At 44.3% G+C, this 19,750-nt stretch carries 23 protein-coding genes and 2 pseudogenes; 7 read left to right on the top strand and 18 right to left on the bottom strand.

Annotated elements, in window-relative coordinates; all coding sequences use genetic code 11:
* Positions 1-31: 31 nt before the first annotated feature.
* Positions 32-634, bottom strand: coding sequence for a poly-gamma-glutamate hydrolase family protein (locus tag ACW5MY_RS06940; RefSeq protein ID WP_013351932.1), 603 nt, complete (start codon positions 632-634; stop codon positions 32-34).
* A 109-nt stretch (positions 635-743) separates the two neighbouring features.
* Here ACW5MY_RS06940 and ACW5MY_RS06935 point away from each other — a divergent pair, with 109 nt between their 5' ends.
* Positions 744-1,121 (top strand): PH domain-containing protein, encoded by a 378-nt coding sequence (locus tag ACW5MY_RS06935; RefSeq protein WP_013351931.1) that lies wholly within the window; start codon positions 744-746, stop codon positions 1,119-1,121.
* Positions 1,122-1,158: 37 nt separating this feature from the next.
* Here ACW5MY_RS06935 and ACW5MY_RS06930 read toward each other — a convergent pair whose 3' ends face one another.
* The 3 genes from ACW5MY_RS06930 to ACW5MY_RS06920 form a co-directional block, all read right to left on the bottom strand.
* Positions 1,159-2,112, bottom strand: a complete 954-nt coding sequence (locus tag ACW5MY_RS06930; RefSeq protein ID WP_013351930.1) for an N-acetylmuramoyl-L-alanine amidase — start codon at positions 2,110-2,112, stop codon at positions 1,159-1,161.
* 143 nt (positions 2,113-2,255) lie between these two features.
* Positions 2,256-2,390 (bottom strand): PhrA family phosphatase inhibitor, encoded by a 135-nt coding sequence (locus ACW5MY_RS06925; RefSeq protein WP_003154881.1) that lies wholly within the window; start codon positions 2,388-2,390, stop codon positions 2,256-2,258.
* Positions 2,380-3,516 (bottom strand): response regulator aspartate phosphatase, encoded by a 1,137-nt coding sequence (locus tag ACW5MY_RS06920; RefSeq protein ID WP_088030497.1) that lies wholly within the window; start codon positions 3,514-3,516, stop codon positions 2,380-2,382. The genes ACW5MY_RS06925 and ACW5MY_RS06920 overlap by 11 nt, the downstream gene beginning before the upstream one ends.
* Positions 3,517-3,720: 204 nt before the next feature.
* Here ACW5MY_RS06920 and ACW5MY_RS06915 point away from each other — a divergent pair, with 204 nt between their 5' ends.
* Positions 3,721-4,188: a DinB family protein gene (locus ACW5MY_RS06915; RefSeq protein ID WP_013351928.1), complete on the top strand. Its 468-nt coding sequence runs from the start codon at positions 3,721-3,723 to the stop codon at positions 4,186-4,188.
* Between the two features lie 143 nt (positions 4,189-4,331).
* The gene (locus ACW5MY_RS06910; RefSeq protein WP_013351927.1) at positions 4,332-5,096 is read left to right on the top strand and encodes a sulfite exporter TauE/SafE family protein; all 765 of its coding nucleotides are present in this window, start codon (positions 4,332-4,334) and stop codon (positions 5,094-5,096) included.
* Between the two features lie 167 nt (positions 5,097-5,263).
* Here the strand turns inward: ACW5MY_RS06910 and ACW5MY_RS06905 are convergent, their stop codons facing one another.
* The 11 genes and pseudogenes from ACW5MY_RS06905 to ACW5MY_RS06855 form a co-directional block, all read right to left on the bottom strand.
* Positions 5,264-5,455 (bottom strand): hypothetical protein, encoded by a 192-nt coding sequence (locus ACW5MY_RS06905; RefSeq protein WP_014470507.1) that lies wholly within the window; start codon positions 5,453-5,455, stop codon positions 5,264-5,266.
* Positions 5,456-5,593: 138 nt separating this feature from the next.
* Positions 5,594-5,653, bottom strand: a complete 60-nt coding sequence (locus tag ACW5MY_RS06900) for a hypothetical protein (protein WP_232469732.1) — start codon at positions 5,651-5,653, stop codon at positions 5,594-5,596.
* A gap of 228 nt (positions 5,654-5,881) precedes the next feature.
* A complete protein-coding gene (locus tag ACW5MY_RS06895; protein ID WP_061573665.1) occupies positions 5,882-7,234 on the bottom strand; it encodes a sensor histidine kinase in 1,353 nt (450 codons plus the stop codon).
* Positions 7,231-7,902 (bottom strand): response regulator transcription factor, encoded by a 672-nt coding sequence (locus tag ACW5MY_RS06890; protein WP_013351925.1) that lies wholly within the window; start codon positions 7,900-7,902, stop codon positions 7,231-7,233. The genes ACW5MY_RS06895 and ACW5MY_RS06890 overlap by 4 nt, the downstream gene beginning before the upstream one ends.
* A gap of 150 nt (positions 7,903-8,052) precedes the next feature.
* Positions 8,053-9,063: pseudogene (locus tag ACW5MY_RS06885) on the bottom strand (UxaA family hydrolase); the annotation flags it as partial.
* A complete protein-coding gene (locus tag ACW5MY_RS06880; protein WP_264372521.1) occupies positions 9,003-9,137 on the bottom strand; it encodes a hypothetical protein in 135 nt (44 codons plus the stop codon). The pseudogene ACW5MY_RS06885 and the gene ACW5MY_RS06880, both read right to left, overlap by 61 nt.
* 74 nt (positions 9,138-9,211) lie before the next feature.
* Entirely contained in the window at positions 9,212-10,210 is a 999-nt protein-coding gene (locus tag ACW5MY_RS06875; RefSeq protein ID WP_289394297.1) for a LacI family DNA-binding transcriptional regulator, read from the bottom strand.
* Positions 10,211-10,335: 125 nt separating this feature from the next.
* Positions 10,336-10,764, bottom strand: a pseudogene (locus ACW5MY_RS06870) (glucuronate isomerase); the annotation flags it as partial.
* A gap of 180 nt (positions 10,765-10,944) precedes the next feature.
* Positions 10,945-12,123 carry an NAD(P)/FAD-dependent oxidoreductase gene (locus ACW5MY_RS06865; RefSeq protein ID WP_013351920.1) on the bottom strand — a complete coding sequence of 393 codons (1,179 nt, stop codon included), beginning with the start codon at positions 12,121-12,123 and terminating at the stop codon, positions 10,945-10,947.
* A gap of 39 nt (positions 12,124-12,162) precedes the next feature.
* Entirely contained in the window at positions 12,163-12,579 is a 417-nt protein-coding gene (locus ACW5MY_RS06860) for a DUF1641 domain-containing protein (RefSeq protein WP_003154908.1), read from the bottom strand.
* A gap of 387 nt (positions 12,580-12,966) precedes the next feature.
* On the bottom strand, positions 12,967-13,464 hold the full coding sequence (locus ACW5MY_RS06855; RefSeq protein ID WP_013351919.1) for a cupin domain-containing protein: 498 nt from the start codon (positions 13,462-13,464) through the stop codon (positions 12,967-12,969).
* Positions 13,465-13,593: 129 nt separating this feature from the next.
* Between ACW5MY_RS06855 and ACW5MY_RS06850 the strand changes: the two genes are divergently transcribed.
* From ACW5MY_RS06850 to ACW5MY_RS06840, 3 genes are read left to right on the top strand one after another with little or no spacing between them, the layout of a single operon-like run.
* The gene (locus ACW5MY_RS06850) at positions 13,594-14,577 is read left to right on the top strand and encodes a DMT family transporter (RefSeq protein ID WP_013351918.1); all 984 of its coding nucleotides are present in this window, start codon (positions 13,594-13,596) and stop codon (positions 14,575-14,577) included.
* Positions 14,578-14,603: 26 nt separating this feature from the next.
* Entirely contained in the window at positions 14,604-15,341 is a 738-nt protein-coding gene (locus tag ACW5MY_RS06845) for an ABC transporter ATP-binding protein (protein ID WP_014470512.1), read from the top strand.
* 1 nt (position 15,342) lies between these two features.
* On the top strand, positions 15,343-16,104 hold the full coding sequence (locus tag ACW5MY_RS06840; protein WP_013351910.1) for an ABC transporter permease: 762 nt from the start codon (positions 15,343-15,345) through the stop codon (positions 16,102-16,104).
* 24 nt (positions 16,105-16,128) lie between these two features.
* Here the strand turns inward: ACW5MY_RS06840 and ACW5MY_RS06835 are convergent, their stop codons facing one another.
* Positions 16,129-16,947 (bottom strand): uroporphyrinogen-III synthase, encoded by an 819-nt coding sequence (locus tag ACW5MY_RS06835; RefSeq protein ID WP_038463212.1) that lies wholly within the window; start codon positions 16,945-16,947, stop codon positions 16,129-16,131.
* A 174-nt stretch (positions 16,948-17,121) separates the two neighbouring features.
* Here ACW5MY_RS06835 and ACW5MY_RS06830 point away from each other — a divergent pair, with 174 nt between their 5' ends.
* Complete coding sequence (locus tag ACW5MY_RS06830; RefSeq protein WP_003154919.1) at positions 17,122-17,307, top strand: hypothetical protein; 186 nt, start codon at positions 17,122-17,124, stop codon at positions 17,305-17,307.
* A gap of 39 nt (positions 17,308-17,346) precedes the next feature.
* On the opposite strand, the gene ACW5MY_RS06825 is transcribed toward ACW5MY_RS06830, so the two are convergent.
* Both ACW5MY_RS06825 and ACW5MY_RS06820 read right to left on the bottom strand, forming a co-directional pair.
* Positions 17,347-18,531 (bottom strand): macrolide family glycosyltransferase, encoded by a 1,185-nt coding sequence (locus ACW5MY_RS06825; RefSeq protein ID WP_013351912.1) that lies wholly within the window; start codon positions 18,529-18,531, stop codon positions 17,347-17,349.
* Positions 18,528-19,748, bottom strand: coding sequence for a cytochrome P450 (locus ACW5MY_RS06820; RefSeq protein WP_013351913.1), 1,221 nt, complete (start codon positions 19,746-19,748; stop codon positions 18,528-18,530). Before ACW5MY_RS06820 ends, ACW5MY_RS06825 begins: the two co-directional genes overlap by 4 nt.
* Positions 19,749-19,750 lie beyond the last annotated feature (2 nt).

The raw sequence follows: 19,750 nt of genomic DNA, 5'->3' as shown, positions 1-19,750 counted from the left end.
AGAATGGGCAGGCGGTGCGAATCCGGTTCATTTACTCATAAAAACCGAGCTTTACGGCTTCTACATACCGAAAAAACAGATCGGTCGGCGTGTACGTTTCTCTCCGGCAGCCGAAATTGCTGAACAGCGCGCTTCTCTGTGCCGTGCTTACTTCCAATTGCAGCCCCATTTTCCTTTTTGTCCGATTGACAATATTCCCGGGATTCACACCTGCCAGCCGATCGTTCATATCCGTTAGTTCGGCGCAAAACCCCGCTTCACGCAGCAGATCACAAATACGTCTGGCTTTTTCCAGATCCGCGCCCCCGACGAGTGTATTTGCCGTTTTCAGATCATGATACCCATGAAAAGCCAGTGCATAATGGTGAGCAGTTACTTTTTCTACAGCCAGCGGTTCGTCAAAACGTGTGCTTGTCAAGTGGAGAAAACGGTTGTTGCACTGCTTCGTGCCTTCAAATAAGTAAATTGAACTTTGGTCAGAAAATGCCCGCACCAGCTCACTGACACCGGGTTCAATTCTGCCGCCGTGGGGAGCGAGGACGATACATTCACTTCCCTTTTTTTCTTCATAAATAATCCGGTATTCCGATTCAGCAGCAGAAAGAGCTGCGAAGCTGTCATATCGATCTTTCATGTTTAACATGCTCTCCTTTACCAGTCAGCACCAGTTTACTCTACTCATCTAGGAATGAAAACCTTTTTATAGTATGATTTGATAGAATACGTATCAGGGGGGATATATCATGGGGTTCATCAATGGATTGCTTGGTAACGCGTCGACAATATCAACGGCTGAAGCAAGAGAAGAACTGGCCCGTATTTTGCTGGAAGGTGAAAATGTCAATGCCGCGTTTAAGCTCGTCCGCGATATCATTGTGTTTACGGATAAGCGTCTTATTCTTGTTGATAAACAGGGACTTACGGGTAAGAAAACGGAGGTTCAATCCATTCCGTACAAAAGCATTTCCAGATTCAGTGTAGAAACCGCCGGCCGCTTTGACTTGGATTCAGAGCTGAAAATTTGGATTTCCGGCGCGGAGGTTCCCGCTGTCTCAAAGCAATTTAAAAAAGATGAAAGCATTTATGATATTCAAAAGGCCCTTGCCGCAGTTTGTATGTAAGAAGAAACGGAAGCCCGGGGTGCTTCCGTTTTATTGATTACAGTTTTTCTTCGATTTTCGCCTTCGTTTTCGGGCCGTAAATTCCGTCTGCCGTTAATCCGCTGACAGATTGAAAACGTTTTACGGCATTTGCCGTTTTCGGGCCGTAAACACCGTCCGCCCCGTGATTTTTTGCTCCTTTATCAGGATAAAAATAAAGGGCGGATAAAGCGGTCTGCACTTGTTTCACGTTTGTCCCTTTCGTCAGCGGTTTCGTCACTTTGATCACCCCGGATGGGAGCGGATAGGATGACGCAGCCTGACTTTTTGAAGAAGAACCCGTCTGAGGGAGCTTGATCACCTGTCCGACTGTAATGCGGTTCGGATCAGTGATATGATTCATGCTTTGCAGCGATTTTATACTGACACCGTGCGATGCGGCGATTTCCGATAAGGTGTCGCCTTTTTTTACATGGTATTCAGACACGGAAGAAGAAACGGACGCCTTTTTCAGCGGCATACTTCCGTTTAATTGCTTCTCAATATCCGCCTTCACTTCATCCCAGCGTCCTTCAGACAAAATGCGGTGCGGGCAGTACTTTCCGTTCCAGTCCTGGTGCTTTCTGATTCTGTCAATCCCCCAGCCCCGCTCCTTCAAAAGCTGCGCCGCAAATTCAATCGCCAATTTCTCTGCGGCTCTGTACCGTTCGCCGCCTGACTTACTGTAACAGATTTCAATAGCAATCGACTTCCGGTTTCCGGTACCGTTCGTGCCGTCCCCCGAATGCCAGGCATTCCGGTCCAACGGAATTCCCTGGATCACTTCTTTGTCATCAACTGCAAAATGATAGCTCGTTGATTCGCTGTTCCCCGTCATATAGCTGATCTCATTAGCGGCGGATGCGTCATTTGCCGTGTTATGGATGGTAATATACTCCGGCGTCATCGGGTTCGGACATTTTAACGCATATTTATCAGCCGATACGAGCCGCTTTTTCACTTCAATCCCCACTCTTCATCTCTCCTTATGCCTTTTTCATAAATAGGTGGCATTCGTAGGACAGATATCTTGAGTACATAGACCCTTCAATCGGATAAAAATGGAATGGTTACGCACAGCAAAAAACAAGACCCTTCCAAAGAAGGGTCTTTATGTTATGTTTGGTTTCGCGCGGCAATATGGAATGTGCCGTCCGCTTGGTTTTCCAAATGGCTTTCATGGCCGATCACCTGTGTAAAGCTGAACCCGACAGCAACAAGCAGCAATCCTGACAACAGTTTAGATTTCATATAGACAATCTCCTCTCTGGATTTGTTTTTGGGCGTGCACCATTTTTTCATAAAACGTAAGTGCTTTTTCAGGCTGTCCGTGTTTCATGTAAAATTTGGCAGCATCATGCGCCAATTCTTCCACATACGGATACAGCATGTGTTCCTCCAGAAAATCAAACGTGTGCCTGACGGATGCGTTATCCATTTTCTTGCCGTATAACGCATGTAAAAATTGAAAGAGATTTACAAACAATTCATCATTGTATTCGCGGGCGATACTCAGCCCGAGGCGGTATTGCTTCTCTGCTTCGGCGGTGGTGTTCTGTTTATAAAGAACCTGTGTTAATGAGTAAATAGAATGCGGAAGATTATCGAACTTTTCTGACTTGCAAATGGAAACGGATGTCTCAAAATATTCAGCTGCTTTAGAGAGGTCTCCCATTTTTTCGTAACAGTTTCCGAGATTATATAAGGCTGAACTGATAAGACGTGGATTGCCTTCTTGTTTTGCAAGATCTAAAGCAAGTTCTAAGTGGGGCAATGCTCTTTCTGGATACTGCATGTCATCATAATTCCCTGCAATAACGAATTCACATTGGATTCTGCGGACGTTGTACGTCTCATACGATTGGTACGTTTCAAGGGCTTGTACCGCATAGCTCATGGAGACGTAGGTTTGTTTCAAGTTGTAAAAAATCTCGGCCATTTTAAAAGCAAACTCAGCTTTCTCGATGTCATCAGAAACGAGTGCGAGGTTTTTTTCAGCCCGTTTGTAATACATCATGGCGTTTAGGAACATTTTCTGTTTAAATTCATACATTCCTCGAAAAAAATTAAAATAGTAATCAAGCAGTCCTGTCAGTTTATACTGGTTGCCTTCAATGTCTTCCAATAATTCTGAAAACTCAGGCTGAGAAGGGTCCTCCTTTAAGGGCTTAATGTAATCCAGCATGACACGGTGTCTGAATTCCATTAATGAATAATACAAGAGCAGATCCTGATCTTCTTCCATATCCTCGATCTCTCTCTCTACTTCACGTTTGACGCGCTCCGCCTCAAGGACGTGAAACTGCCGGATATGGGTGTACCATTCATTAATTTTGAGCCCGACAAAAGAGGACGGAATAGTCTGCTTCATCCTCAATAAATCCCCCCTTTTGGAATGACCGAGATATGTCATATTTTATCATAATTGCTAGAAAAAGAAGAACGCAAAAAGACCGCAATTGTCGAATTTCGGATATCCGCAACGAAATATCACCATCAAGAGCTTATTGCTTGTTTCTTCCGCGCCGTTGATATAGCATATCTTTGCATCTTTATATTCTTGATAAATGGGGGTTTTCACATGACAGCACAAAATCAATTGGTCAGCCACTTTCTGTCACATCGAAACGTGACGATTGAGCTGGCGCAAAAAATCGGCCGCGAGCATTACGATTACAAACCGGCAGAGACTTCAATGTCCGCTCAGGAACTTGTAAAACACATGGTTTATTCTTTTCTCATGTTTGCAAACGTCATTAACGACGGAAACGGATCAGCCATCCAGAACAAACCGAATGAAGAATCAGAAACAGACCTCGTCAAACTGGCTGAAACGTGTACTGAAAAAACGGCAATCATCCTGTCACAGCTGACTGAAGAGCAGCTGAACCGCGAAATTGACCTGACCGCCTCTTTCGGCAGAAAAATTACCGGCGCCGCTCTCCTTCAGCTTGCCATGGAACATGAAATTCATCATAAGGGCAATCTTTTCGTTTATGTAAGAGAAATGGGCCACACGGAACTTCCGTTTTATCAGCAAAAATCATAAACCGATGATCCGCCGGTCTGCGATATAAAGCAGACTGGCGGATTTTTTGTTCCATATAAAATTTTCCGAAAATTCGATTGATTACTGCCCCTTAATCATATATAATCTGATAAAAATAGTAGGATTATTCAGGAGGCACACAGATGACTGTAAGCATTGTGTTCATGGGTTTCATCGTCGGGACGCTGGTCGGATTGACGGGTGTGGGAGGAGCGGCGCTTTTGACTCCTTTGCTGATCGTTTTAGGAATCAACCCGTCTATCGCCGTCGGCACTGACCTTTTATATAATTCCATCACGAAACTGTTCGGTGTCGTTTCTCATTGGAAGCAGCGTACCGTTCATTTTAAACTTGTCGGCTACTTGGCGCTCGGAAGCATTCCCAGCGCATCAGCCGCCATCGGCGTTCTTCACTTGTTCCCCGCTTTTCACCAGCATCAGGAGCAGATTATCAAACATGCGCTAGGCTACGTGCTGACACTTGTCGCCATTTCCATTATCGCCCGTCTTTTTTTCGATAAAAAACTGCGGCCGAACCGCTGGCAGCAAAAAACGCTTGAAGAAAAGCGGGGACTCATGATACTGATCGGCGTCATTTTCGGCTTCATCGTCGGCCTGACATCAATTGGGTCCGGCTCATTATTTGCGATCGCCATGCTGTACCTATTCAGAATGAAAACGGCAGAAGTGGTGGGAACAGATATCGCACATGCCTTTTTACTTGTAACGGCTGCCGGTCTCTTAAACGCAAGCTTCGGCAGCGTCGATTACCTGCTCGTATTGAATCTGTTGATCGGCTCTGTGCCGGGTGTCCTCCTCGGCAGTTTCTTTTCGCCGAAATTCTCACCGCGCCCGCTGCAGTTTGTGATGGCGGCGATTATTTTGATCAGCGGAATAAAATTAATATAAAAAAAGCGTCCTTTACAGGATCGCTTTTTTTATTTAGGATAAATCCCCCTAATCCAAAGCCAATGAGGTGGGCATCTCTTTATCAACTAATCTCAGGGAGTTCAAACTAATTGTCCGGTATTTCCTAATTCACATCCGCGTCAGATTTCCAATATCGAAGTTAAATATTACTTTACACTTATTAAAATATAAACAGCAAACGCAATAATGTATATCAAAAATGATCCAGTCATAAATTTTACAGGTTTTCTTGAGAAGTTTAATACTCCTTTTAATCCGTTATTCAAAATCATTCCGAAAAATATAACCAGCGTAACTCCTAAAGCGAGCATTGAAACTACGAAAATAACCTGCTCCATGTCATATCATCCTCCATTTACATTCTGTTATTTTCAAATATACGTACAAACATGAGAACAACCGAAATCGTTAGAAGGCTCATAGTAGAAAAAAATGCCGCTGCTAATCTTAATAAGCTGCAGCGGAAGGAAATATCCCTAAAAGCACTTTAAGCAATGTGCTTTTCCTGCCCCATTAGGACCTAATAAACCGTATATTTTCCCTTTTTCCAGTGTTAAATTTATATCATGTAAAATTTCTTTCTTTTTTATAGAAACATTGATATTCTTGGATATTAAAGCTGGATCAGCCTTTCCCGCTTCTCATCATCCCTTTCCGTCTTGTTCTGTTTATAATATAAACTTACGAGGTTAAAAAGAAGATATAATCAAGGTTAATTTAAGTTTAAATTTCTCAACATAAAAATACGTGAAACCGCTATGGCTTCACGTTTCTTCACTGCTGTTTTGGTTAATAATAAAAACCGTTCCATTTTGATTGCTCTTTATTTTATGTTCAAGCCTCATCTGGCTGAGCATCATATTAATGATAGATAATCCAATTCCAGCGCCTTTTCTTTCGGATTTATAATTCATTCCCGGGCCCATATCCTCAATTATGATAACGGGTTTGTTTTCAATTAACTTTGTCTGTACTGAGACGTATTTTCCTGAATTTGCATGGCGCAAAACATTCTGAAAAATGTTATCAAGAATTCTTTTCAGCCAAGTCTCGTCTATTTCCCACACAATGTTTTCTTGCAGGTCAATATCTATTGTAAAGTGCTCTTTCTCAAAAATCGGATACCAAGCTGTTAACGAGGAACGTATAATCTTTAAGATGTCACAGCTCTTTTTATGAAGAGGCAATTTACCTGCGGCAAGAAGAGAAAATGATGACAAATTGTCAATCAGTTCGCCCATAAAAGTTATTTTATCATTTATAATGCCTAGTGAACGCTTTCCCTTTTCGCTGTTTATTTCATTCTTTAACGTAAATGTATGTCCTCTGATACCCGTAAGAGGTGTCCTTAAGTCATGAGATAAATCAGCAATTAAGTTTTTTCGGATTTCTCCTTCTTCACGCTCTTTTAGTCTGCTGTTCCTCAGTTCTTCAACCATCTGATTGAATGAATATTCCACTTGTCCCAATTCATCATTCTGTTTAACTGTTACAAATTCCGGTATGCCGTCATTATCTTGTTTTTTCATATGATTCCCCAGAGAAATTAACCTTTTTTGTATTTTTGCAAAAAACATCCACGAATTGAACACAAACAGTGAACAGACAAAAATCAAAGCGATAAACCATATATAGGAATACTTAGCCCTCATAACTTCCCATTGAGATCCTATAATTGATCGCGGAGTTTCTAAAAATGCATACCCGCTGTCTTCATCTCCACTTAAATAAGCACTCAGCAATAAATATTTCGGTTGGTTTTGTTCCATGAATTTGGTCAATTCGCTTACATGAATCAGCTCACCTTTTTTGGCGAACCGATCTGATGTCGAAAAAATCACCTTTCCCTTATCATTTATCCAAATGATATCAGAGTGTTTATATTGCTTCATGTGCTGGAAAGCAGCCGTAATTTCCCGATTAGACTTTCCTGATAAGTTTTCGACATCGGATTTCCAATCACTTTCAAGTTTATTTGGTTCATAATGTACTTGTCCCTGATGATCAATAATATATGTTAACGTAACATAATATAGAAAATTAACGCCTAAAAACGCTATCGGAAAAAACAAAATTGAGGCAATGATATTAATAAGGTACTTTGTCGATAATTTCATTGTTTAATCCTGTATCCAATTCCTCTGATTGTTTCAAGAATCTCCGGCTCGTTTGGGTTTATCTCGATTTTTTGCCGTAAATGCCGAATATGTACCATTAACGTTTTATCCCCTTCGATATAAGGCTGTCCCCAAATATTTTCATAAATTTGTTCCTTTGTTAATATTTGATTGGGATGTCTAAGCAAAAGCAAAAAAATCCTTAACTGCTTGTCAGTTAAAAATATTTCCTCATGACTTTGATTATTTAAAATCCTTTTTTCTTTCAAGTAAATACTTAAGTGTTTTAACTTCAATTCATGAATAGCAGTCTTATCAAACCTTCTTAACAATACTTCAACTCGTGCGGCCAGTTCATCGGGATGAAAGGGCTTAGTCACATAATCATCCGAAAATTCTAAGCCTTTCAGTTTATCTTCTAAACCTGTTCTTGCTGTTAACAGCAAGATAGGGATCTGCGGATGTGTTTTTTTCATCCTTTGGCCGATTGTAAATCCATCTAAACCAGGCATCATAATATCAAGTACGATAAGGTCTGCCTTTTCTATGTATTTTTCGTAATTATAGGAAGAAGTGAGCCAGATAATCATATAACCCCGTTCTTCTAAATCATCCTTTACAAATTGTCCAATTTCTTGGTCATCTTCAATATATAAAATAGTATTCATTTGGATCTCCTCTGAAATTTCGTGATCTGAAAATCAATCTTCCATAATAATTATATATATTATAAAAATCTCCTTTAATTTAAGGCGCCATTCCGTTCCGTGCACCCATGCAATGCAAAAAGACGACCCTATCACGGATCGCCTTTTCCCTTATAACGTCACACCGGACTTAAAAATCGCAAGCTCCCGAAAATCATTTTTTTCGTTATTGACGAATTCTCCGCTTGCAACTTTGATGTTGTATTGAATGAATTCTCTTACAATGTGATCTTCTGTTGTTTGTTCTTCCGCCAATCTGCCAGCGTTATAATCAATCCAATGAGGCTTTGATTGAAATAAATCGGTGTTTGTTGATACTTTCACAGTCGGGACAACTGTGCCGAACGGCGTGCCTCTTCCGGTTGTAAACAGAACGATGTGGCATCCGGCTGCGGCGAGCGCTGAAGAAGCGATTAAATCATTTCCGGGTGCACTGAGCAGTGTCAGTCCCTTTGTTTTCAATGTGTCGCCGTATGCCAGAACATCCGAAACAGGTGCCGCTCCGGCCTTTTGTGTGCAGCCGAGCGACTTGTCTTCGAGCGTTGAAATGCCGCCCTCCTTATTCCCGGGTGACGGATTTTCATAAATCGGCTGCTCGTGCTTTTTAAAATATTGCTTGAAATCATTGATCAATCGGACTGTTTTATAAAACACTTCCTCGCTTGCCGCGCGCTGCATGAGAATCGTCTCAGCCCCGAACATCTCAGGAACTTCCGTTAAGACCGTACTCCCGCCTTGTGCAATCAAGTAATCTGAAAATCTCCCTAAAAAAGGGTTTGCAGTAATGCCGGAAAAACCGTCAGAGCCGCCGCATTTCAATCCGATGTTCAATTCTGACAGCGGAATTTCTTCACGTTTATCTCCCTTTGCCGCAAAGTGTATGTCTTTAAGAAGCGCAGTCCCTGCTTCAATTTCATCTGTGACAGCCTGTGATTCGAGAAATTTCACCCGATCCCCGTTCACTTCAGAGAGCGTTTCCTTTATGACTGCCAGCTCATTATTTTCACAGCCGAGCCCTAACACAAGCACACCGCCCGCATTCGGATGGCGGATGGCATTTATCAGTATTTGTTTCGTATTCTCATGATCATCGCCCAGCTGCGAGCATCCGTATTGATGCTGCCTTCGCCGAACTGAAGGATTTTTTCAGGGTATTGAATGTATTCGCCGCACATTTTTTTATTCAGCTGCCGCAAGCTGTCCGCCTCCTTCTGCATTTTGCACACGTTAACATTTTTTCGCGCGAAAACCCGGTTATTCAGACGGGCCGTTATGTGAGTTTTTTGATTGAATCTCTTATCATCACCTCGGTGTTTTCATACATTTTTTCCGCCGCCGTATTCGGGTCGGCGATAAGCGCCAAAATCTTCTCTGCGCCGAGTATGCTGATTTTTTCAACCGGGCGCTTTACTGTTGAAAGCCTTGGGGTCATATATTGGGAAATGCCGATGTCATCAAACCCGATAACGGATATGTCTTCCGGAACGTTCAGGCCTTTGGCGAAAATGGCATTCATCGCACCGATCGCCATATCATCATTTGAACAGAAAACAGCCGTGGGCGGTGATTGAAGCGCCAATAGTTTTTCCATCGCCTGACTGCCGCTTTCCATATCATAGCGGCCTTTTACACTGTATTCATGCTTAATCGGAATAGAATGATCAATTAAAGCCGTCAAATAGCCTTCTTTCCGCTGTGCGGCTGACCTGAATCCTTCCTTCCCCTTAATAATCGCGATCTCTCTGTGTCCGTTTGCAATCAGGCAGTCGACCGCTTGTCTGGAGCCTTCTTTATCGTTTGATAAAATATTGGTGATGCTCCGGTCGTCAATGTCCCGGTTTAGCACAACGAGCGGGATGTTTTTCTCGCGGATATGATAAATAAAGGAGTTATCGCTGTCGCTTTGGCTCATTAAGATGATTCCGTCATACCTCATGGGCGTAATGGTTTCAAAGCTTTTCAGATCGTCAATCGCGCGCACGAACAAATTGTATTCCACACTGATTGTGCGGTTTACACCTTTGATGGTATCGGAAAAAAAGCTGTGTGAGGTTCCGTTTGTGATGCTTGTAAAAAACAGTCCGATCGTATGGGACTTTTGCATGGCAAGACTTTTCGCATTTACATTCGGTGTGTAATTCAGCTGGGAAGCGAGCTCTAATATTTTCTGTTTTGTATGCTCTTTAATGTAGGGGCTGCCGTTAAGTGCCCGGGATACGGTTGTGTGGGATACGTTGGCGAGTTTTGCGATATCTTTTATGGTTACCATTCGGTTTTCCTTTCTTTCTGTATACTGTCATTTATTTCTATTGTACCATTAACGGGCAGTCCATAAAATCACTAAAGTTGAGGTTTTGTATGATGTAAGTCCTGAACGAGCTCGGCATGCTGCCGATCCCTCGCGCCAAACCCTTCTCCCTGCAAGAGGTCATTCGTTTTTTCCCAAATTTCAGCGGCGTTTTTTTCATTCAATACGTCATAAATACCGAACCAGCGCTGCAGCTCTAAATGCGTCCAGCTGTACAGCGGGTTGCCTATCGCCATCGGCACTGTTTTAGCCCAGGCGAAAAACTTCTCTTCATCTGATGCGTTTCCGGTAATGCAGCGCTCTTCGATGCCGTTGGCTCTCATGATCCGCCACTTATAGTGATCACCGTAAAGCCATGCCTCCGTAATGGTCGCGAAGGTTTTATTTTCATAGATTTCCTTCGGGCTCAAGTGACAGTGATAATCAATAATCGGCATTTTTTCAGCGTATTCCCGATACAGCTTTACGGCAGTTTTACTATCAAGTAAAAAATCATCGCCCATAAAAGCTTTCACACTCTCATCCTCCCTTATAAAATGTTAACGTTAACAATTTTCGTTCTTTTTTATTTTAGCTTCCTCTTTCTCACATATCAATCATTTTTATTTTATTTTTCAAAATATTGTATTAACTGATACACAAAAAAAAGACATTGCCGAGAAAGTCCGGCAATGTCTTCATTGTCATCTGAAGGATTAGTAAGCGAGGCTGAATAATCCTTTGATATGTGTTAAATAACGTACGTTACTTGCTTCTTTCATTAATGATGCAGGAAGACCTTTCAGCGGAGTAGAGTTCGCTCCGATGATGGCAACCGCGTCTTTACGTCCGAGGCTTGCAAGCGTACCAGAGTTTACAGGCTTGAATGTTTCAAGCGTTTTTCCTTCTAAGTAAGCGAACAGGTTGTAACCGACAAGTTCACCCATCTGCCAAGCGATTTGAGCTGTCGGCGGGTACGGACGGCCGTCCGGCGCAAAGTATACAGCGCTGTCTCCGACAACAAATACATCTTCATGAGAAGTAGATTGTAAGAAATCGTTCACAGTCGCGCGGCCGCGGTTCACTTCAAGGCCAGATTCACCGACTAACGGGTTGCCTTGTACGCCGCCTGTCCATACAAATGTGTTGGCAACGACTTTTGAACCGTCTTTCAGATCAATGACGTTTCCTTCCACGTTTGTAACAGGAAGACCTGTTAAGAACTCAACACCGCGTTTTTCAAGACTTTTTGTCGCGCGTTCGATAAGATCATCAGGAAGAACAGGAAGAATTTTCGGACCTGCTTCAACTAATTTCAGTTTGATTTCTGTCGGATCTACGCCGTATTTTTTCGTAAGGTTCGGCATGATGTCAGCAAGTTCACCGACAAGCTCAACACCTGTTAAGCCGCCGCCGCCGATAAGAATCGTTGCATCAGCTTCGTTTTTCGTTTTAGAGTATTCACGCACACGGTCTTCCACGTGTTTGTATACTTTGTTGGCATCAGCAGCAGATTTCAGCACCATGCTGTTTTCTTCGAGTCCAGGAATGCCGAAATAAGCAGTAACTGAACCAAGACCGACAACAAGCGCGTCATAAGTCAGCTTAGAACCGTCAGAAAGGGCAACTTCTTTCTTATCAACTGAGAAAGAATTGACTTCTGCGATTTTAATGTCAACGTCTTTTCCTTTCAGGAGTTTTTCAAGCGGCATAGCAACAGCCTGTTCAGACACGTTGCCGGCTGCAAGGCGGTGCAGTTCCGTAATAATTTGGTGAGTCGGGAATTTGTTCACAACGGTTACGCGTGCTTCATCTTTACTGTAATGTTTGCGAACGGTTAAAGCAGAAAGAATTCCGCCGTAACCAGCGCCTAAAATGACAATATGTTTTGACATCGTATATCCTCCGTCCTTTATATCAATTTGAATCTGAGATTATTTTTGTTTTTCGTTCATGATTTCAAGATAGCTGTTAGCAAAACGGAACAGCTTTTGAGCTTGAGGATCTTTCAGCATGCGCAGCAGGCCGAAAAGTCCGATTGTCTCATTGCTTGCATCCGCGCGGTCTTTTGCTTCGATCGCAGTAGCTGCGACTTCTTTCGCTGTTTCTTTCACCGGCTCAAGAATTTCTGTAAGCGCACCCACTGTATCGCTCTTCAATACTTCGTCTGTCGCTACAGACTGTGCAAAATCATAAGACTTCGTTAAAATATTTACTAACTCAGTCAGTTTTGGAAGCTGATCCACTAAAACAGTCAGTGATTCTTGAACTTCAGGTTTTAGCAGCTGATCGATAAGATCGCGTTGGCCTTGGCTGACAGATGCATTTGTTTGATCGATTGTTTCTGGCATATCCGATTCTCCTTTACTATAAGCAGTATGCTGATTTTTTTGGAAAGGGTAGCCTTTCCCCTTTCATGCAGAAAAGCATGAAAAAGCAAGATTGTGAATTCATGCACAATCATTTACAAAAATAAATGTTTACTACCCAGTTTTTCACTTTGCCATATTCAGTATTATTTTTATATCAACAAAAACAATTGAATAAGTCAAAATTTCTTTTTTCCTCTCTGAAAATAGCAAACATAAAAAACCCCAATTTGATTTACTCTTATATAATAACACTTTTTGAACAAAATTTGAACGTGAATTGTTTCGTTTATGAAATTATTTATATGGCGGGGGTGTAATAACGTTTCTTTCAGACTATTTTTTTACAGACCATCCGCTTATCCCCTGTCATTTTCCCCACATTTTTAAAAGCGGTCCCGTTTTTCCCGTAAAGGGGTCATATTCCGGGAGCGGGACACGGCTGATTTCTTTTAAAGTTCTATCATTTTTCTCCGTTTTTGTATCGTACTGCCGGCCGCCCGGATAAGCGCCGATCACGGTAAAATCAGAACTGCCTGACAGTTTTTTATGTCCGGTGCCGGCCGGAATGACCGCTGCGTCTCCCGTTTCAAGAACGGCGTCCGCCCCTTGTTCTCCGCCGAACCTCAATACCGCCTTTCCTTTTACCGCGACAAGAACTTCGTGCGTGGTGCTGTGAAAATGGTGATACGGAAACACCCCGCCCGTCCAGCTGTTCGACCAATCATGCCGGCGGAGAACCGTCTCTGCTTTCCGCACCGTTTCTTCATTAAATACCGCTTTATAAATGACAAGCGGAAGATTCGGGTTATTCGGAATGCAGCCGTCATCTTCAAAATAAAGAACTTGAATATCCTCTTTCTGCATTGTGTTCACCTCCGTATATGTCTGTTTCCCATTCATCATTTATTAAAACGCTATTTTCTCATATTCCATTGCGGAGCCTGCCGGTGAATAGTATAGTATAAAAAAATATGTGTCAAAATGAGGGATTTAATGAAAGCCATCTTAATCGGAATATTGGCGTCTCTGTTTTTTGCAGTCACATTTATTTTAAACAGGGCGATGGAGCTCTCTGGCGGAAGCTGGATATGGAGCTCTTCCCTGCGTTTTCTTTTTATGGTTCCGTTTTTATTTGTGATCGTTTATGCGAAAGGAAAGTGGGGGCCGCTCTGGCATGAAATCCGGAAAAAACCGTTTTTTTGGCTGAAATGGAGTTTTACCGGCTTCGTGCTTTTTTATGCTCCGATTACCTTTGCGGCGGCATACGGGCCGGGCTGGCTGATCGCCGGCACATGGCAGATTACAATTGTCGCGGGCGTGCTTCTGTCGCCGTTTTTCTGCGAAACAAAAGATTCCCCGGCGGGTCCGGTTCTCGTCAGACAAAAGATTCCGCTTATTTCGCTGGTTACTTCCGTCATCATCCTGATAGGAGCCGGCCTGATACAGCTTCAGCATGCAGGCTCCCTGTCCGGCCGCACGATAATACTCAGTGTTGTGCCGGTGGTCATCGCCGCTTTTGCCTATCCGCTCGGCAACCGTAAAATGCTGGAACAATACGGCGGAAAACTCGATACGTTTCAGCGCGTGCTCGGCATGACGCTCGCCAGCTTACCGTTTTGGCTTTTGATTGCCGCTTTCGGCTGGCACAGAGACGGTCTTCCGTCAATGGGACAGACATTCCAATCCTTTATCGTTGCACTCAGCTCAGGCGTTATAGCAACAGTATTATTTTTCCGCGCCACCGATATGGTGAGGAATGAGCCGCAGAAGCTCGCTGCTGTAGAAGCGACACAATCCGGAGAGGTTCTTTTTGCACTGATCGGCGAGATCGTCTTTTTATCCGCAGCGTTTCCGTCACTTCTTTCGTTTGCCGGACTGTTCATTATTATTGCGGGAATGGTCATGCATACATTCGCTTCCCGGCAGGCTGACCCGAAAACGGCGGATCAAACATCAGCCGATCTCACCGGTTCCTGATTTTTTTACGAAAGGTGTTATTCTGTATGAAAGAAAAAATTCCGGCAATATCTTTTCTGTCAGCCGGCAAACGCTTTGAACAAAACAATACAGCCTTTGATGTCCTCAGCGGAGTAACCGGACATATACAAAAAGGCTCTATTACGGCGTTGATAGGGCCTTCCGGCGCGGGAAAGAGCACACTGCTGTCACTGTGCAATCTGATGAATACCCCTGATGAAGGCGAAGTGCTTGTATTCGGAAAAGACATAAGGCACTGGGACATCAGAGAGCTCAGAAAAACCGCGGGACTTGCATTTCAATCAGCTCCCGTTATTGAGGGCACGGTGCGGGACAACCTTCTGCTCGGAGAAAAACTCCACGGGACACAGCACTATACGCCCGAAGAGCTCGCAGATTTTACAGATCTGCCGCAGGAGCTTCTGGATCGGAATGCAAAAGAATTATCCGGCGGGCAGCGGCAGAAGCTCTCATTAGCGAGAACCCTCGCCAACCTGCCGTCCATCCTGCTGCTCGATGAAATCACATCTGCTCTGGACCCCTCATCTGTGCTCATCATTGAGAAACTGATTATGAAACTCCATCGGCAAAAGCAGCTGACGGTTCTGTGGATCACCCATAATCTTGAACAAGCGGAACGGATATCCGATACGATATGGTTTATGGCTGAGGGTCGGCTGTTAGAGACCGCGGAAACGAAAACGTTCTTTAAAGAACCGAAACACGAAAAGGCCCGGGCGCTTTTACAAAGGAGCGGGTGCTGATATGGATTATCTTTCTCTGTTATTGACAAGTGTATTTGTCATTATCGCTTTATTCCTATCTAAATCTTTTAAAGCCGGCGTAGAAAAAGATATGATCGTGGCAACTGTCAGAGCCGTCATTCAGCTTCTCATCATCGGCTATGTGCTGTCGCTGATTTTTCACGGTGATCATCCGGTGTTTATCATATTAATGGTGCTTCTCATGCTCACGGCCGCTTCGCACAATGTCGCCAAACGGAAAAAAATGCGCATCGGCTCATTTTGGCGCGTTTTTTTGACACTGGCTATTGTGGAAATCGTGACGCAGGGAATTTTACTGACCCTTCACATCATTCCGTTTACTTCAAGATATATGATTCCGATAAGCGGCATGGTCATCGGAAACTCCATGGTGCTCTCAAGCCTGTTTTTAAACCGGCTCAGTTCGGAAGCGGAGCTGCGGAAAGAAGAAATTCAGCTGATTCTCTCTCTCGGCGGAACGCCAAAGCAGGCGGTCAGGCATATGTTAACGTCGAGTATGAAGCTCAGTATGATACCGACGCTTGAAAGCCAGAAAACATTAGGTCTCGTTCAGCTTCCCGGCATGATGACTGGGCAGATTTTAGCTGGAGCTGATCCGATACAGGCGGTGCGCTTTCAGCTGTTGATTGTTTTTACAACGATGGCCTCCGCTCTTCTTACATGTATCATACTCAGCGCCTTGACATATCCATCCCTTTTCACGGAACATTGGCAATTAAAAAAATTCAGCAGGGAAGCGTAGGCTTTCTCCCTGCTGAATGATTGTTTATGATAAGGTCAGAGATTCATAGTAACGGGATAACTCGATAATCATCGCTCCCATCCGCTCGATGTCCGGAGCAAGGACTCTATTCACCCCTTCATCCCGGATCGCTTCAGCCGTCACTTTGCCGACTGCGGCGGCAAGTACATGTGTTTCGAATGCTTGCTGCAATTCTTTTGCAGACCCTTTTTCTTTTGCATAATCAAAGAGAGAACGCACTTGAATGGCAGTCGTAAAACATACGGCGTCGACCTCGCCGTTTAACAGCTCTCCCAGCATTTTATCGACCGTCTCCCTTTCAGGCGGAATATGCTGATAAGGCAGAACAGGGAATACCTCCGCTCCGTTTTTCTCAAGGAATTCCGTTAAGACGGGCGCTTTTTCCCCGTGAAGCTGGATCATGACTTTTTTGTCTTTCAATTCAAACCGTTCCAAGGAGCGGATCAGGCCTCTTGTCGTACCGTCTTCATCTGAAGCATGCGGCGTGACGCCGAGCTTTTTTAAGGCCGCATATGTTTTATAGCCCCTGCAGCCGATATTCGCTTCATGAACGGCCGCTAAAAATTCTTCTTTCAGACCGATTTTTTCCGATACTGACAATAACGTTTCCGTACCGATGCCGGTGGTGAATATCACCCAGTCGGCTTTTTGCTCAGCAAATGTTCTTACGTCGGGTTCAATCTGTTCCTCCGCCAGGTATACGGTTCCTTGGAGGGAACGGACAACTGCCGTTCCGCCCTGCTTTTCTATTAATCTCGTGATCTCTTCTGTTTTCCGCGAACCGCCGATCGCAATCCGTTTTCCGTTCAATCCTTTTCCCATCGCTGTTTTTTTCTTCCCTTCAGATGCCGGGCGCCCCATGGCAGGCCGTCATTTATTTCTATTATTGTTACGCAATCAGACCGGAAAATCAAGATAGGCTCCGTTGAATCCCCCGTGCAGTTGCTGTATCATTAACCGGGAAAACCGATTTGATTCGCGGAGGGACTTTCAATCATGGAAACAAAAAAAGAGTTCGAGACAAAAGGCTACGATACTTCAGTCATTTATGAGTTCAATGAATATCCTGATGTTCACAGCGGCCGATGTGATAATTGCGACTATACGCTGTTTAAAAGTTCGGTAAAGGGCGGAAAATTTTTGCGGGAATGCCGGAGATGCGGCATGAAGAAAAACATATAACAAAACAGGCAGCCGTCCGGCACGCTGCCTGTTTCTCAATCAATGTTCGACGGCCGCCTCTTTCAAAAATTCTTCAATGGCACAAACAGCCTGTTTGGCGCCGCCTGTTTCTTCTATTTTCTGCTGCATGCTTTTCACGCGGCTGAGGATGTTTTTATCGCCGTATACTTTCTGAACGTCTTTTTGCAGACGCGCCGCAGTGACTTCCTTCGGCGGCAGATGCACGCCAAGCCCCAATTCATCGACACGTTTTGCGGTGACCTCTTGTTCGTGCATTTGCGGAACGACAACGAGCGGGACACCCGCATTCATCGCCTCCATTGTACTGTTCATCCCGCCGTGAGATATGAACAGCTTTGCTTTCTCCAGCACATCAAGCTGCGGAACGTGCTGGCGGATGATAAAGTGATCAGGCACATCCGAAAAACTTTCCGGATCAATTGTTGTGCCGACTGACATAATGACCCGCCAATCTGAGTCCCGAAACGCATCGATACACATCTGGTAAAATTCGGGCCAGGCGTTAAACGCCGTTCCCAGTGAGATGAGCATAAGCGGACGGTCATCGGCTGCATCAATTTCCAGACTTCCCGTATTTGTGCGTTCCCCCAGGGACGGACCGGCAAAACAGAACCGTTCATCAAAGGTTTCCTGTTTCGGCTGAAAGGCCCTTGGCATAAAGACAATATTCAGTTTTTCAGGCATGAAAAATTCTTCCATTGTCATCCGTTTGAGCTGTTCATTTTCAATTTGCTCCTGGTATTCTTCTATCGCCTGTTTTGCCGCTTCCAGTGTTTCTTCGTCTCTTCCTAATTGAAAATACTCATTCATTGCATAGCTCGGGCAGAACTTCACGGCCGGGATGCCGCAACTGTCCGCAAACAATTTCCCGGCAAGAGCTAAAAAATCAAACAGGACGATATCAGGAAGGTCGTCTTTGTACAGCTCTTCCAGCTGCGGAAGCACTTCTGCCGCTTCTTCCAGAAACATCACAAACGCGTCATTTTTATTCACCCGTTCTTTTATCGTCTCCGGATCTGCCTTAAAGCTTGTGCGGTATAAAACGGGAATGGCACCCGTTTTGGCAACGGAGGCCTCGAAGTCCTCAGTTGTAGCGAATGTCACTCTGTGCCCGCGATTGACAAGTTCTTCGGCGACGGGCAGCGTGGGATTGACATGGCCGTGAGCGGCTACATTAATAATGGCGATATGTGTTTGTTTCATCTTTTTTCTTCTCCCCTGTTTTCGTTTATCTCCGCTTCTAAAGAGTCCAGCCCGTACATGACACTGTTTTGGATCGGCTCAACCCGGACGGGCTCCAAGTGTGAAAAGGCCTTTACAATGCCTCTCAGCGCGACTTCCGCTTCAAGTCTGGCAAGCGGAGCGCCTAAGCAGAAGTGTACGCCGAACCCGAAGGAAAGGTGCGGATTTGATTGGCGATGAATATCAAATACGTCTGCCTGCTCAAATTTGTTTTCATCACGGTTGGCAGACGCAATGTAGCAGAGAACGATATCTCCGCTTTTTAAACGGCGTCCGCACAATTCAGTGTCGTGCCGGACCGTCCTTCTGACAAATGGAGCGGGAGCCCGAAAACGAAGCGTTTCCTCCACCGTTTGCGCAATGAGAGAAGGATCATGCCTCAGTTCTTCATAAAGGCCCGGCGTCTCCAATATGCTGTAAACCGCATTTGAAATGAGATTAGTCGTTGTTTCATTTCCCGCCACTAAAAGCAGGTTGCAAAACGGGATCAGGTCTTCGGCCGAGAGCTTCTCTCCCTCTTCTTCCTCTTTTATCAAAATTGAAATAATGTCTTGGCCGGGCTGTTTTCGTTTGCTGTCTATTATTTCCGCAAAAAATGCCGCCAGCTCTGTCTCACATTGATCACGTTCCTTCTGATTTTTCTCCGCCTCTTCAGGACTCGCATCTTTCGGCATGCTGACGAGTATGTCCGACCATTTTTTAAACTGATCCATATGTTCGGACGGAACACCTAACAATTCAGAAATCACAATGACCGGCAAAGGATAGGAGAGATCTTTCACAATATCAATCCGCCCTTTGTTTTTTGCCTGTTTCAGCAGATTATCGGTAATCTCTTCAATTCTCGGCTCCCATTCCTTCAGTACGCGGGGAGTAAAAGCGCGATTGACGGCAGATCTGATTTGGGTATGCTTCGGCGGGTCCATATTCAGCATGGACTTTGCAATTGAGCTTTTCATGTCAGACATAAGGCTTGAGAAAGTCTCTTTATCACTGATGACTTTTTTGGCATCATCGTATAAAAACACACTCCAAACCTTCGTTTCTTCATCAAATTGAATGGGACTTTCGCGTCTCATTTTTTCGTACCAAGGAAAAGGGTTGTATACGTCCAGGCCGTCTTTTCCTTTCATCAGGGTTCTTTGGATGGCTTGTCTCGGGCTCCTCAGGTTACTCACAG

The organism is Bacillus sp. Bwzl_19, assembly GCF_054900515.1.
The sequence above is the reverse complement of the archived record's forward strand: the minus strand, read 5'-3'. Positions and strand labels throughout refer to the sequence as shown.